The 13,125-nt window shown below is 59.3% G+C and carries 16 protein-coding genes; 13 read left to right on the top strand and 3 right to left on the bottom strand.

All coding sequences use genetic code 11. The annotated features are described in order from the left end of the window. The first annotated feature begins 22 nt into the window (after window positions 1-22). The 3 genes from NL64_RS22750 to NL64_RS22740 are packed head-to-tail and all read left to right on the top strand — an operon-like array spanning window position 23 to window position 2,420. Entirely contained in the window at window positions 23-1,051 is a 1,029-nt protein-coding gene (locus NL64_RS22750; RefSeq protein ID WP_034150298.1) for an acyl-CoA dehydrogenase, read from the top strand. Further along, window positions 1,048-1,818: a PIG-L deacetylase family protein gene (locus tag NL64_RS22745; RefSeq protein ID WP_034150374.1), complete on the top strand. Its 771-nt coding sequence runs from the start codon at window positions 1,048-1,050 to the stop codon at window positions 1,816-1,818. Before NL64_RS22750 ends, NL64_RS22745 begins: the two co-directional genes overlap by 4 nt. Then, window positions 1,815-2,420 (top strand): class I SAM-dependent DNA methyltransferase, encoded by a 606-nt coding sequence (locus tag NL64_RS22740; protein WP_034150297.1) that lies wholly within the window; start codon window positions 1,815-1,817, stop codon window positions 2,418-2,420. The genes NL64_RS22745 and NL64_RS22740 overlap by 4 nt, the downstream gene beginning before the upstream one ends. A gap of 3 nt (window positions 2,421-2,423) precedes the next feature. On the opposite strand, the gene NL64_RS22735 is transcribed toward NL64_RS22740, so the two are convergent. Next, on the bottom strand, window positions 2,424-3,071 hold the full coding sequence (locus tag NL64_RS22735; RefSeq protein WP_034150296.1) for a glycosyltransferase: 648 nt from the start codon (window positions 3,069-3,071) through the stop codon (window positions 2,424-2,426). Between the two features lie 213 nt (window positions 3,072-3,284). Between NL64_RS22735 and NL64_RS22730 the strand changes: the two genes are divergently transcribed. From NL64_RS22730 to NL64_RS22695, 8 genes are all read left to right on the top strand, one after another. Further along, on the top strand, window positions 3,285-4,526 hold the full coding sequence (locus NL64_RS22730; protein WP_034150295.1) for a zinc-dependent alcohol dehydrogenase: 1,242 nt from the start codon (window positions 3,285-3,287) through the stop codon (window positions 4,524-4,526). Between the two features lie 22 nt (window positions 4,527-4,548). Next, window positions 4,549-5,289, top strand: coding sequence for a DUF72 domain-containing protein (locus NL64_RS22725; RefSeq protein WP_411741408.1), 741 nt, complete (start codon window positions 4,549-4,551; stop codon window positions 5,287-5,289). A gap of 151 nt (window positions 5,290-5,440) precedes the next feature. Beyond that, on the top strand, window positions 5,441-6,094 hold the full coding sequence (locus tag NL64_RS22720) for a hypothetical protein (RefSeq protein WP_034150294.1): 654 nt from the start codon (window positions 5,441-5,443) through the stop codon (window positions 6,092-6,094). Continuing rightward, entirely contained in the window at window positions 6,091-6,522 is a 432-nt protein-coding gene (locus tag NL64_RS22715) for a phage holin family protein (protein WP_052321285.1), read from the top strand. Before NL64_RS22720 ends, NL64_RS22715 begins: the two co-directional genes overlap by 4 nt. After that, a complete protein-coding gene (locus NL64_RS22710) occupies window positions 6,519-7,343 on the top strand; it encodes a DUF3618 domain-containing protein (protein WP_034150293.1) in 825 nt (274 codons plus the stop codon). The genes NL64_RS22715 and NL64_RS22710 overlap by 4 nt, the downstream gene beginning before the upstream one ends. Before the next feature lie 370 nt (window positions 7,344-7,713). Then, a complete protein-coding gene (locus NL64_RS22705) occupies window positions 7,714-8,598 on the top strand; it encodes a manganese catalase family protein (RefSeq protein ID WP_034150292.1) in 885 nt (294 codons plus the stop codon). A gap of 51 nt (window positions 8,599-8,649) precedes the next feature. Next, complete coding sequence (locus NL64_RS22700; protein ID WP_034150291.1) at window positions 8,650-9,579, top strand: ZIP family metal transporter; 930 nt, start codon at window positions 8,650-8,652, stop codon at window positions 9,577-9,579. A gap of 97 nt (window positions 9,580-9,676) precedes the next feature. Next, a complete protein-coding gene (locus tag NL64_RS22695) occupies window positions 9,677-9,925 on the top strand; it encodes a hypothetical protein (RefSeq protein ID WP_034150290.1) in 249 nt (82 codons plus the stop codon). A 138-nt stretch (window positions 9,926-10,063) separates the two neighbouring features. Here NL64_RS22695 and NL64_RS22690 read toward each other — a convergent pair whose 3' ends face one another. After that, window positions 10,064-10,369 (bottom strand): hypothetical protein, encoded by a 306-nt coding sequence (locus NL64_RS22690; protein ID WP_034150289.1) that lies wholly within the window; start codon window positions 10,367-10,369, stop codon window positions 10,064-10,066. A gap of 187 nt (window positions 10,370-10,556) precedes the next feature. Next, window positions 10,557-10,799, bottom strand: coding sequence for a hypothetical protein (locus tag NL64_RS22685; protein ID WP_034150288.1), 243 nt, complete (start codon window positions 10,797-10,799; stop codon window positions 10,557-10,559). A gap of 166 nt (window positions 10,800-10,965) precedes the next feature. Between NL64_RS22685 and NL64_RS22680 the strand changes: the two genes are divergently transcribed. Both NL64_RS22680 and NL64_RS22675 read left to right on the top strand, forming a co-directional pair. Beyond that, window positions 10,966-11,910 carry a methyltransferase gene (locus NL64_RS22680; RefSeq protein ID WP_034150287.1) on the top strand — a complete coding sequence of 315 codons (945 nt, stop codon included), beginning with the start codon at window positions 10,966-10,968 and terminating at the stop codon, window positions 11,908-11,910. Window positions 11,911-11,923: 13 nt separating this feature from the next. Further along, a complete protein-coding gene (locus tag NL64_RS22675; protein WP_034150286.1) occupies window positions 11,924-13,045 on the top strand; it encodes a carboxylate-amine ligase in 1,122 nt (373 codons plus the stop codon). Window positions 13,046-13,125: the final 80 nt, after the last annotated feature.

Raw genomic sequence — 13,125 nt, 5'->3', positions numbered from 1 at the left:
ATGCCCTGGGGAGAACGGCGACATGAGCAGCTCGGCAACCTTCGAACACCTGTTGCAGCGATTCGCTTCCCGACCTGCGGTGCGCACAGCGGAAGTGGCGTTGCAGCCGCTGATGCAGGAACTCATCAGCGGCGGATTTGCGGATTTGCCGTTGCCCGGGCAAGGTCGGACGCTGGAGCGATGGCGCACATTGGCCGCGGTCGCCGGCAGTGATCTGGCGTTGACCAAGTTATTCGAAGGCCACACCGATGCGCTGGCGATTATGGCGGAGCTTGAGTATTTCGATCCTTCAGCCCTTGGCAGTTGGGGCACTTGGGCCGCTGAACCGCCCTTTGCCAAGGTCAACATTGTCGACCGCCAGGGCGAACAGGTTTACCTGCACGGCCGCAAAGCCTGGTGTTCCGGGGCGCCTCTGCTGGATTGGGCGCTATTAACCGCATGGGACGAACAGCGACGACCACAACTGGTGGCGGTGGCGTTGAAGCAACCCACCATCAGGCTGTTCGATGATGGCTGGCAGGCCGTTGGCATGAGCAGCACGGCCAGCGTTGACGTGGAATTTGAAGGAGCGCTTGCCCGTTGCGTCGGCGCACCAGGGGCGTATCTGCACCGACCCGGTTTCTGGCAGGGCGGCGGCGGGATTGCCGCCTGTTGGTATGGCGCGGCGTGTGCGCTGGCCGGCTATCTTCGTGAACATTGCAGCAAGCCGCATCACGATGTGCACGCCGAGGCGCACCTCGGCGCAGTCGATGCAGCGCTGTGTGCAGCCGCGTCAGCCCTGCGAGAAACAGCGCACTGGATCGACGCCCATCCTCGTCAATCAGCGGAGATTCCGGTGCGCCGATTGCGAGCGCAAATCGAAGCGGCCGCCACCCTGGTGCTTGAGCATGTCGGGCGGGCGTTGGGGGCTACACCGTTCTGCCGCAACAGCCACTTCGCCAGGCTTGCGGCCGATCTGCCAGTTTTCATGCGTCAGAGCCATGCCGAGAAAGATCTCGCGGAGCTCGGGAAACTTATCTCGGCACAACCGGTTACGGGGTGGACGCTGTGAAGATCCAATCGCCCCCGGCGGAAAACCTGATTCGTGGTCCGGGGACAACCCTAACCGAATGGCAGTCCAGTCCCGCGCTGGCGCAAGTGCCAACCATCACCCACCAACAACTGGTTCCGCAGGGACATCGTCTGGTGGTGGTCGCCCCGCATCCTGACGATGAAATTCTCGGTTGCGCCGGGCTGTTGGCGGGGATGAAGGGCCGTGAAGCCGATGTCCTGATGATCGCGGTCACGGATGGCGAAGCCAGTCATCAAGGCTCGCTGACATGGCCAGCGTCACGGTTGCGACAACAGCGTCCGCTGGAAAGTACTCGAGCGCTCGAACAGTTGGGTCTGGATATCGATGCACTGAACTGGCAGCGATTGGGATTCCCCGACAGCGACGTAGCGGGGCTGGAGAGGCAGTTGATTGATTGCCTGACGACAGTGCTTCGCCCAGGCGATCGTGTGATCACGACCTGGCAATTGGACGGCCATTGCGACCACGAAGCGACCGGTCGGGCGACGGCTCTGGCGGCATCGAAAACCGGCGCTTGCCTGATCGAAGTGCCGGTGTGGGCCTGGCATTGGGCGCGACCGCAGGACCCGAGAATTCCCTGGGCTCGCGCGCACAAATTCTTGCTGGACCCGCTACTGTTGGCGCGCAAGCGTCGAGCCATCGCAGCCCATGTTTCCCAGACCAATCCGGATGGCCAAAACCCCGCCGTGCTGGACGAGGAAACCATCGAACGACTGCTGCAGCCCTTTGAACTGGTGTTCCTGTGAGCCTTTCTCCTGACTACTTCGAGCAACTGTTCAGTGCCAGTGACGACCCTTGGTCTTTCCGTACGCGCTGGTATGAAAAGCGCAAACGTGAACTGACGCTGGCCAGCCTGCCGCGCCAGCGCTACCAGCGGGTTTTCGAACCGGGCTGCGCCAATGGTGAGCTCAGCGCACGGCTGGCCGAGCGTTGTGATTCATTGCTGTGTCAGGACCTCAACGAGAAAGCCGTGGAGCTGGCGCGAAGCCGTTTGAGTCAGCACCACCATGTTCGCGTTGAGCAAGCTCGCATGCCCCGAGACTGGCCGAACGGTGAGTTCGATCTGATTGTGTTGAGCGAGGTGGGGTACTTTCTCGACCCGGGCGAATGGGCGCAAGTCATCGAGAACACATTGCGCAGCCTGAGCCAGGAAGGTGGCGTGTTGGCCTGTCATTGGCTGCATCCGATTGAGGTCGATGGATGCTCGCAGGACGGCAGGGAAGCCCATCGAGCGCTCGCGCAAGGTCTGGGTCTGCATCGTCGGATCCGCCATGAAGAGACGGATTTTCTCCTGGAATACTGGTGCCGCCATTCCGCCTCGATTGATCTGGCCGAGACCAGCGACTAACGACTAAGCCAACGACTTCAGGTAATCGCCGAAGCCTTCCCGACACCGGCAGTTCTTGCGAGCGCTGGTGGTAACCCGGTTGGTCGCCGTCCACAAGATGCTCGCGCCGCTGCGTTCCAGATCGGCGACCAGTTGCACGTCTTCATGGGCGGGCAAAGCCTGGAATCCACCAGCCTTGCGATAGGCCGCCGAAGAGACGCCCAGGTTCGCCCCATGGATATGCCGGTGGCCATCCACGGCGTGGTAATGGGCGTGATATCGCTCGCGCACCCCGTTTGGATGTTCGGACCAATCGTTGACGTCGACCAACCCGCAGACCGCATCGACATTGAACCTGATCTGCTCGGCCAGCCAGGAATCGGGCACCACTGTGTCGGCATCGGTGAACGCCAGCCACCGAGCGTCTTTCGCCAGCAGGTGCTCGGCACCGTGCGCCCGGGCTTTGCCGACGTTGCGGTGGGTGCAAGTGATGGTCATCACGTCGTACGTGCGTGCGATGTCCAGCGAGGTGTCAATGCAGTCATCCAGAACAATGAGGATCTTTACTTCTTCATTGTCCAGGCCTTGATGAAAAGAAGCCGCCAGCAGTGACTCGATGCAGTGTTCCAAATGCTGTTCTTCGTTGTGCACCGGGACAATGACTCCAATCATCTGCAAATCTCCAAGGTGCAAGGCACCGATAGCATGGCTTTCCGATGTCGACCCGATTGCCTGGAAATTGGTTGCAAGTATTTATCCTCGACCGAAGAAACCAGGCCTTCCAACCATTGATCGGCTACCCGCAATGAAAAAAGGAACCGCTGTTCTGCGCCCACACCCTTAATTCATACGGAGTCCGTCCGATCAGGCTGAGGAGTGACGTTCATGCGAGCAATGACCTACCACGGCGCCCACAAGGTAAAAGTCGAAACCGTACCCGATCCGATCATCGAGCAGCCTGACGACATCATCCTGCGCGTCACTGCTACCGCGATTTGCGGATCAGACCTGCACCTGTACCGCGGCAAGATTCCCACCGTGGAGCACGGAGATATCTTCGGCCATGAATTCATGGGGATTGTCGAAGACACTGGTCGCGCGGTGACGAAAGTGCAGCGCGGCGATCGCGTGGTCATTCCGTTCGTGATTGCCTGCGGCGATTGCTTCTTTTGCCAACAGCAACTGTACGCCGCGTGCGAAACCACCAATGACGGGCGCGGCGCCAATCTCAACAAAAAATCCATCCCCCCCGGCGCCGCATTGTTTGGCTATAGCCGTCTGTATGGCGGCATTCCCGGCGGCCAGGCCGAACTGGTACGCGTACCGAAAGCCAACACCGGGCCGTTCAAAGTGCCGGGCACTCTGGCGGATGAGAAGGTGTTGTTCCTGTCCGATATCTTGCCCACGGCCTGGCAAGCGGTGATCAACGCCGAAATCGGCAAGGGTTCCAGCGTCGCGATTTATGGTGCAGGTCCCGTGGGTTTGTTGAGCGCTGCGTGCGCCAGAATGTTGGGCGCGGAACAGATTTTCATGGTCGATCACCACGCTTATCGCCTGGCTTACGCGCAGAAAACCTATGGTGTCACCCCAATCAACTTCGATGACGACGATGATCCGGCTGACACGATCATTCGCCAGACTGCGGGCATGCGCGGCGTGGACGCGGTGATCGATGCCGTGGGGTTCGAGGCCAAGGGCAGTACCACGGAAACGGTGCTCGCCACCTTGAAGCTCGAAGGCAGCAGCGGCAAGGCGTTGCGTCAGTGCATCGCTGCGGTACGAAGAGGCGGGGTGGTGAGCGTACCCGGCGTGTATGCGGGCTTCATCCATGGTTTCCTGTTCGGCGATGCCTTCGACAAGGGGCTGACGTTCAAGATGGGTCAGACCCACGTGCAACGTTTTCTGCCTGAACTGCTGGAGCACATCGAACTCGGTCATTTGAACCCGGAGGCGATCATCACTCACCGTATGTCCCTGGAGCAGGCGTCCGAAGCCTACGAGATCTTCGACAAGCGCCTGCAAGATTGCCGCAAGGTGATTCTGGTGCCGGGTGCGCCTGTCGAGCCGCTGGCGGAACCCGTGGAAGACATCCCGGTGTTTGCCGATCGAGGGGTGACCACGGTGTAGAGGCGATCAGGCGTTGAACAGTCTGCCGATTGTCATCGGGTGTGCCGGCTGGAATTTAAGTCGCGAGCATGCGCCTGCCTTTGCGGCAGAAGGTACGCACTTGCAACGCTATGCCTCGCGATTGAGTGGCGTCGAAATCAATAGCTCGTTCTATCGTCCGCACCGTCGGCAAACCTACGAACGATGGGCGGCTTCGGTGCCGGACGGGTTTCGCTTCAGCGTCAAAGTGCCGAAGTTGATGACCCATGAGCAGCGCCTGCAAAACTGTGAGCTGGCGCTGGATGAATTTCTGTCTCAATGCTCAGGCTTGGAGGATCGCCTCGGCTGCTTGCTGGTGCAGCTTGCGCCGTCACTGGCGTTTGATGACTCAGTTGCCGAGGCATTTTTCAATGCTCTGAGAGAGCGTTTTTTCGGGGATGTCGTGTTGGAACCCCGACATGAATCCTGGACCGAGGCTGAGGCGATGCTGGTTAACTATCGCATCGCCCAGGCAGCGGTCGATCCATCGCGCATCAGCACGGACTCCAGTCCGCGAGGATGGTCGGGTGTGAAGTATTGGCGGCTGCATGGCTCGCCACGCATTTACTTCAGCCGCTATGAATTGCACTACCTGGAAACGCTGGCGATTGAACTTCAAGAAGCCGTAGCCGCCGGTCAGACAACCTGGTGCATTTTCGACAACACCGCCAGCGGCGCAGCATTGGGCAACGCCCTCACGCTGATGGCGATGCGGGCACAACGTTCAATCGAAGTGACGACCTAAACGCCAGATCACATCCGCTGCCGCGACTTTTCCAGTCGATCATCATTCCATTGGAACTCCCGTTAACCGCGCTCCGTCATCTGTTTTAAGGGAGGCTGCGGCATTTCGTGGCGAGCCCTTTTCCCTTTTCATCCAGAAATCGAGGGGCGTCATGAATACTTCAGATACCAGCGCTGAAAACCGGCCCGAGCAGCAGGGGGCAGAAAAACCTGAACCAGACTTTCAACATTTAAAGGAGGACGTCACCGAGGCGCTCGGCGGTGCGAGGCAACAGGCCGATGCGCAGTTCGGGCAATACCGCGACACCGCGGCAGACCAGATAGAGGCATTGGCCAAGGGAGCAAAATCAGTCGTGTCCGAACTGGAAAGCAGCGACACGCTGGGCATGTCTGACTATCTCTCCGACATCGCCGAATCCATGAGCAGCCTGGCCGGCAACCTGCGCGGAAAAAGCGCCGAACAGCTGCTGCACGACGGCGCCGACCTGGCCCGCAACAACCCGGCTCTGTTCATCGCCGGCAGCATTGCGCTGGGCTTTGGCTTGTCGCGTTTTCTCAAGGCCGGCACGTCCTCCGCGTCGGCATTCAGCGCTGAGCGAGACCCGGCAGCCGGAACCTCTATGCCTCCCGCCGGCGGTTTCGGTGCGCAACGCCCCTATGAAAGCTCCGTCCCGTCACGTAGTGATTCGAGCCCCGGCTTGGCCACTGGCATCACGCCGGCTTCGCCAAATGAACATGACCATCCTTCGGACTTCGCAACCGCTGCTACACCGGGTTCGACTATCGCCAATGGAGAACTGAGATGAACAGAGAAAATCCGGATCTGCCGGGCTCAAGGCCAATGGCCGTGCCTGAACAAGACGCTTCCGTGGTTGGCTTGCTGCGGCAATTGTCCCGTGAAGTACCCGCGCTGTTCACCAAGGAACTGGCGCTGGCCAAGGCCGAATTGCAGGAAAGCCTCACGACGCTTAAAGCCGGGATTGCCGGTGTTGCGGGTGGTGCCATTGTGCTGCTGGCAGGGTTCATCATCTTGCTGATGTCCGCCGTCTATGCCCTCAGCATGGTGATGGTGCCGTGGCTGGCAGCGCTGATTGTCGGCGTGGTGGTGATGATTATTGGATTCGCCATGCTGCAGTCGGGGAAAAAGCAATTCGAGCCATCCCACTTCAAGCCTGATCGCACGCTGGACGCCTTGAACAAAGACCAGGAAGCGCTGCGGAGGAAAGTCTCATGAACGGTGAATTCGACCTCGAGTCGCAAAAAAGCCCCGAAGCCATCGAACGGGAAATCGATGCGCAGCGGGCCAGCATCGGCAACATTGTCGACGCGCTGGAAAGTAAATTCACACCGGGTCAAATGTTTGATCAAGCGCTGGGAATGATGCAGAGCAATGGCACGGCATTCCTCGGCAACCTAGGCACCAGCGTGCGCAACAATCCGGTTCCGGCGGTGCTGACGTCGGTTGGATTGCTGTGGTTGATCATGAGCCAGAACCGTCCGCCAGTGCCGCGTCCAGGCTATCGCGTGGGACCGGATCAGAGCACGCTTGGCGAGTGGACCGATGGCATGGCGGAGGGCATCGACAGTGCGCGCGAACGCGTGCACCAAACGGCCGATTCCCTGAAAGAAGGTTTTCACTCGGTCAAGGATAAAGCGGCGTCGGTCGGTGACAGCTTCAGTGCAGCAACGGACTCCATCAGCCACACCGTGCACGACGCTGGTGACCGGTTGATGCGCAGCACGCAGGTGATGAGTACGCAATTCAGCCAGTTGCTCAAGGACCAACCGCTGATGGTGGCTGCCGCTGGTATCGCCCTCGGTGCCATGCTCGGAGCCGCATTGCCTTCCACTGCGGCTGAACAACGCTACATGGGCAAGACCAGCGCGAGTCTCACCGACAAGGTCAAACAGCAAGCGCGGGAAGGCTTTGAAACGGTGCGCGATACGGTGACCCGGACTACCGATCATACGGATGTCGAAGAGGGCCAGAGTACTGCGCAACCTACAACAGCCTCTGCTCCAGCTGACCTGTCGCGAGGGTTGGGCACAACGTAAAAAAGTGCCGGGTAAATCGGGAGGCCGTTAAGCGGCCTCCCTTTTTTTGGATCTCCTGTAGGAGCCGGCTTGCTGGCGATCAATCTCAAACGCGCCGCATATCGCCCGTTCATACGCATCATCGTTATCGATCATCGCCAGCAAGCCGGCTCCTACAGAGATCGGCCAGCGTACAAAGTTTTATTGCTTTGAAAACCGACCGACGGCTGGTGGCAAAACACCCCGATTTACACCGCTAAACACCGCCTGTCGCGAGCCCCCAATCTTTATAAAATTATTCCAGGGGCATCACCTTCAGATGACTGTGGGTGCCGCATTCTGTGAATCACCGGATGAGTATCGGCGCCTGTAAGGCCTGAGGAGAATCGTCATGTTCCTGCATAACAAACGACTTCAATACACCGTGCGTGTTGCCCAACCCAATCCGGGTCTGGCTAACCTTTTACTTGAGCAGTTTGGTGGGGCTCAAGGTGAACTGGCCGCCGCGTCCAGGTACTTCACTCAAGCGTTGGCAGAGGATGATCCGGGAAGAAAAGACCTGCTGATGGACATCGCGACCGAGGAGCTCAGTCACCTCGAGATCGTCGGCTCAATCATCGTGATGCTGAACAAAGGCGCCAAGGGCCGAATGGCAGAAGGCGTGGAAGAGGAGGGTGAGCTGTACCGCGCAATCAACGGCGCCGGCAACGATTCACACATCACCAGTCTGTTGTACGGCGCCGGTGCGCCACTGACCAACTCGGCTGGCGTGCCGTGGTCTGCCGCTTACGTCGATACCATCGGCGAGCCGACCGCCGACTTTCGATCCAATATCGCGGCAGAGGCGCGGGCAAAAATCGTTTACGAACGACTGATGAATGTCACCGATGATCCCGGCGTCAAAGAGGCCCTGGGATTTCTCATGACCCGGGAGATCGCGCATCAGCTGTCGTTCGAGAAAGCCTTGCACGCGATCCAGCCGAACTTTCCCCAAGGCAAACTCCCCGGCATGCCGGAGTTCACCAACGTCTACTTCAACTTGTCCCAGGGTGAAGGCAGTACACGCGGGCCATGGAACGAGGGTGAGGATTGGGACTACGTGGAAAACCCCATGCCGGCCGTCGATGGCGGTGACGGCACGGCGACCGTGCAACTAAGTGCGGAGGAAGAAACGTTGCTGCTGAACATGATGGTCCGCACCGCTTCGGACACCGAAAGCGATCCAGTCACAGGAGCGGACTTGGGGGCGGGCGCACAAGGAAAAGATGCGGCCTGATGAGGTTCACCGCACGCCACCCGGCGTGCGGTTTTCTATGCAGGTGTTGTCATGCCCGAACAATCTTCGCCCGTGAGGGCACTCTGGCATGCCGGGTTCGACCTTCGAAAAAGCAGCTTCTGGCTCAGTGTGTTTTTCTGGTCAACCCTCGTGGGCGTCACGGTGCTTTTGCTGGTCAGTGGCTACAGCGCATTTACCGGAGCCAACAGGGTCAACCTGAGCTATGCGTTACTGGGCGGCCTGTCGGGCTTCGCAGCGACGGCGGCCGGCGCCGTTGTCGCGCTGGTCTTGCGCGACATCTCGGCACGTACCCAGGACGTCATGCTGGGGTTCGCAGCCGGCATGATGCTCGCCGCCAGTTCGTTTTCTCTGATCCTGCCCGGCATCGCGGCGGCACAGGCAATTTGCAGCAACAAGCTGTTGGCCGCCGGCGTTGTCGTGCTGGGGTTGGGGCTGGGCGTGGCGCTGATGGTCGGGCTCGATCGCTTTGTTCCCCATGAACATCAACGCATTGGGCGTAAGGGTGTGGAGGCTCAGCGGATCAATCGAATCTGGTTGTTCGTCCTGGCGATCACCCTGCACAACTTGCCCGAAGGCATGGCGATCGGCGTCAGCTTTGCAACCGGTGATATGAAGGTCGGCCTGCCGTTGACAACCGCGATTGCCATTCAGGACATTCCCGAAGGACTCGCTGTTGCACTGGCGCTGCGGGTAACGGGTATCTCCGTCCTGCGCGCTGCGTTGATTGCCGTAGGGTCCGGATTGATGGAGCCCTTAGGGGCTGTTGTCGGCCTCGGCATTTCCACCAGCTTCGCTTTGGGTTATCCGGTCGCCCTGGGACTTGCTGCTGGTGCGATGATTTTTGTGGTGTCCCATGAAGTCATCCCCGAGACCCATCGCAATGGCCACGAAACGCCGGCAACGCTGGGACTGATGCTGGGTTTTGGGGTGATGATGTTTCTCGATACAGCACTGGGTTAGCGACGGTCCATTGCGAATTCGTGCCTCTGGTCGGCCCTCATGAACCTGAGCCCGAATCGCCTGATCCACTCAGAAATACTCACGGATTCATGCCGCCATGAACGCTTTCAAGAACCTGCTGACAGCCGCTCAAGAACGCAGACTACGTGCCCTGGATTCGTGGCATTGCGCACTCGAGAACTGTTCGCTGCGCATGGACTGTCCGGATGCCTATCACGATGAGCTGCTTCGATTGGCCGATGAGATGGATCGTCTAGGTATCGTGGATTGGCAGGAGTGGAGGGACCTGCGTGTGGAGGCGGATCAGGCTTACCTGCGTGCAGTGGCGGGGGCGGATTATCACTGAACGCACGCCGTACTTGTGGCGAGGGAGCTTGCTCCCGCAGGTCCGCGAAGCGACCCCCAAAAAAGAAGGGGCCTGCTTCGCAGTCCAGCGGGAGCAAGCTCCCTCGCCACAGATTTACGATTGTGCGGTGATTTTCTTTCAGCTGCCGGAGCCGCCGCCTTTACCTTCACCGCCCCCTTTCGAGCCGCCTGCGGGGGAAGGACCATTGTCTGTGGTGCCTGCGTCGGCCCCGTTCGACATGGAGCCGGTTTTACCATCAATCCCTTTGGTCGAAGTACCGCCATCAGTTCCGGTGCCGACGCTGTTCGATTCATTGCCTTGAGGTTGCGCAGTACCCGGTGGAAGGGCGGATCCTTCCGTGGTTTTCTCTGCGGCCAAAGCGTAAAGCGAACCGGTGGACAGAAGGCCAGCGAACGCCAGCGCTACAATTTTTTTGTTGATCATTTGAGTCTTCCTAGCGAGTGGATGTACGACATTGGAAGAGTCAAGGAAGACGAAGGTGCGACGCAGCGGACGAGTGGCTGTGGCGAGGGAGCTTGCTCCTGCTGGGTTGCGAAGCGACCCCCAAAAACAGAGACCTGCCTCGCAGTCCAGCGGGAGCAAGCTCCCTCGCCACAAGTTTGCATTTGTCTCAAGATTTTCTTAAGTCAGCATTCTTGCGAAACCCGCGCAGGTTCATCGCAAACAGACAGAATTGCAAAACGATCAGCGCGTACGCCTGACTGTGAAAGCCCCACAGCACCCACAGAATATTGCTGACGATAAAACAAATGAAGCCACTCACCCGACTTTGCGGGCGGCACGAACCGATTAGCCAGGCGGCCAGAACGGTCACGAGCATGGCGGGCCATTGCAGCCAGTTCAAATAATCCATCAACGTCGCTTCCACCGCTTTCTATAGTGAGTGACGCCGCGCACTCGGTCGAGTTCCAGCGATGCGTTGCAAGAGTCGTCCTCATGGCTTTCACATCTAAATGGAATTTTCCGCGAGCGCTTTACTCATCTGTGGATGGACAAGCCATTTGAGTGAGGAGCGCCCAATGTCAGAACAACAGTTCGCCGATCGTGCCTTGCTGGAATTGGGCAAGCGTTTGATTGCCGAGGATTATCGTTTCGTCACTCCGACGCCTTTGACGCACGAGAGAATCTATAAGCGCGCTGCTGGGTCCTTGGCCAAGGATCTGCGCGATGTCTTCGGTTGGTCGCTGCCGTTCGACCACACGCTTTTCCCACGGGAGGAGCTTGCAACGCTGGAGCAGGCGGGTATCGTCGAGAGGCATGGCTCGCTGTGGCGCAGCACGGTGCGCTGGTCGAGCCTCGATGGTTTGTTGTTCGCGCACTCGGCGTATCCGACCACGCAAACCGACTCGGTATTTTTCGGGCCTGACAGCTACCGCTTTGCATTACTGATCGAAGCTCATTTGCAGCAGCACTTCGAGCCGTTGCGGCGAGTGCTGGACATTGGCTGCGGTGCTGGCGTCGGGGCGCTGATCGTCGCCCGCGCCCGACATGACGCGCAAGTGCTGGCAGTGGATATCAACCCGCGAGCCCTGCGATTGACGGCGGTCAATGCCGAGCTGGCCGGGGTCAACAATCTTAACGTTTACCACAGCGATTTGCTGGGCAGCGTCGACGGCCTGTTCGACCTGATCATAGCCAACCCTCCTTATATGAATGACAGCCAGCACCGTGCCTATCGCGATGGAGGAGGGGCGCTGGGTGAAGCCTTGTCGCTGCGAATCGTTCGTGAAGCGTTACCGCGTTTGCAACAGAACGGAAGTCTGGTGTTGTACACGGGCGTTGCGATGGTGGCCGGCGACGACCCGTTTCTCGAATCCGTCCGGCCCATGCTGGCCAGCGATGCCTTTACCTGGACTTACCGTGAGCTCGATCCCGATGTGTTTGGCGAGGAACTGCTCAAGCCCGGTTACGAACAGGCGGAACGCATAGCGGTCGTGGCACTTACCGTGACCCGCAGGCCATGACAGGAGTGTCGCGATGGAATCGACTCCCCGATTCGGCATTGAGGAAGAGTATTTCCTCACGGACCTGACAACCCGGCAGATGATCGCTGAACCGAGCGTTGATCTGTTGGAGGAGTGTCACGAGGCGGTCGGGCCGGGGTTCGCCTATGAAATGTTCAAGGGACAAGTCGAAGTGGCGTCACCGATATTCGTGACGGCAGAGCAGGCGTCGGACTTTCTTCGCGACGTGCGTTCGCGGTTGAACCAAGCGCTGGCGCGGCACGGATTGGGCCTGCTCTGCGCGGGTACGCATCCGCTGGCTCGCTGGCGTGATCAACGTGCGACACGGGGGCCGCACTTTGATCAGCTATTTCAAGAGTATCAATCGGTGGCGCAGCGCAGTGTTCTCTGTGGGCTGCATGTGCACGTCGAGATTCCTGAAGGCATCGATCGTGTCGCGGTCATGAATGAAGTGGTGCCCTGGTTGCCGCTGTTACTCCTGCTCAGTTGTTCCTCTCCTTACTGGCAGGGCGCCGACAGCGGGTTCATGAGTTATCGACAGGTTGTCTGCGATGGCTGGCCGCGGATGGGAGTCCCCGAATACTTTAAGGATGAGTGCGAGTATCAGCAGTATCTGGCGCTGCTACGGCGCATGGGGGCGATTGAAAGTGGCGGCAATGGTTGGTGGGGTATTCGTCCTGCAACGCGTTACCCGACTCTGGAACTGCGCATCACTGACGCCTGCCCGCGCGTGGGCGACGCGGTACTGCTGGCGACCTTGTTCAGGGTGATGGTGGCATTCGCCATTTCAAGCGCCAACCCCGGCGCCAGCAATGACACGACAGCCCGCTGGTTGCTCAAGGAAAACCATTGGCAGGCCAAACGCTACGGCCTGGCGGGACGTTTTATGACCGATGGTCAAGGCGAAGTGATCGACGCTGGTCAATGGCTGGCACAGGCTCGGTCGAGATTCGCGAGCACCGCAGAGCGGATGGGCGCGGCCTGGGTTTTTGATCAGGCTCAGGCGCTGCTGTTGGCTGGCAACAGTGCCAGCCGTCAGCGAGCGTGTTATGAGCAGACAAGGCCTTCAGAAACGGACCCGCACCGACGGATCCAGCAAGTGGTCGACCATCTGCTGCAAGAGAGTCGGGGCTGATGCCGATCGCCATTCAGTTAAAAAAACGATATAGGCAAAGTAAGCCACTGCCACGGCGAGACCAAACGCCTACAACGCCT

Source organism: Pseudomonas fluorescens, assembly GCF_000802965.1.
Classification (GTDB): domain Bacteria; phylum Pseudomonadota; class Gammaproteobacteria; order Pseudomonadales; family Pseudomonadaceae; genus Aquipseudomonas; species Aquipseudomonas fluorescens_A.
Note: the sequence above shows the minus strand (reverse complement) of the source record. Positions and strands in the feature narration are given on the sequence as shown.

Bases quoted from the DNA above. Each gene is read 5' to 3' on its own strand.
- NL64_RS22750 (WP_034150298.1), top strand. From the start codon at position 23: ATGAGCAGCTCGGCAACCTTCGAACACCTGTTGCAGCGATTCGCTTCC.
- NL64_RS22735 (WP_034150296.1), bottom strand. From the start codon at position 3,071: ATGATTGGAGTCATTGTCCCGGTGCACAACGAAGAACAGCATTTGGAA.
- NL64_RS22730 (WP_034150295.1), top strand. From the start codon at position 3,285: ATGCGAGCAATGACCTACCACGGCGCCCACAAGGTAAAAGTCGAAACC.
- NL64_RS22720 (WP_034150294.1), top strand. From the start codon at position 5,441: ATGAATACTTCAGATACCAGCGCTGAAAACCGGCCCGAGCAGCAGGGG.
- NL64_RS22715 (WP_052321285.1), top strand. From the start codon at position 6,091: ATGAACAGAGAAAATCCGGATCTGCCGGGCTCAAGGCCAATGGCCGTG.
- NL64_RS22710 (WP_034150293.1), top strand. From the start codon at position 6,519: ATGAACGGTGAATTCGACCTCGAGTCGCAAAAAAGCCCCGAAGCCATC.
- NL64_RS22705 (WP_034150292.1), top strand. From the start codon at position 7,714: ATGTTCCTGCATAACAAACGACTTCAATACACCGTGCGTGTTGCCCAA.
- NL64_RS22700 (WP_034150291.1), top strand. From the start codon at position 8,650: ATGCCCGAACAATCTTCGCCCGTGAGGGCACTCTGGCATGCCGGGTTC.
- NL64_RS22695 (WP_034150290.1), top strand. From the start codon at position 9,677: ATGAACGCTTTCAAGAACCTGCTGACAGCCGCTCAAGAACGCAGACTA.
- NL64_RS22690 (WP_034150289.1), bottom strand. From the start codon at position 10,369: ATGATCAACAAAAAAATTGTAGCGCTGGCGTTCGCTGGCCTTCTGTCC.
- NL64_RS22685 (WP_034150288.1), bottom strand. From the start codon at position 10,799: ATGGATTATTTGAACTGGCTGCAATGGCCCGCCATGCTCGTGACCGTT.
- NL64_RS22680 (WP_034150287.1), top strand. From the start codon at position 10,966: ATGTCAGAACAACAGTTCGCCGATCGTGCCTTGCTGGAATTGGGCAAG.
- NL64_RS22675 (WP_034150286.1), top strand. From the start codon at position 11,924: ATGGAATCGACTCCCCGATTCGGCATTGAGGAAGAGTATTTCCTCACG.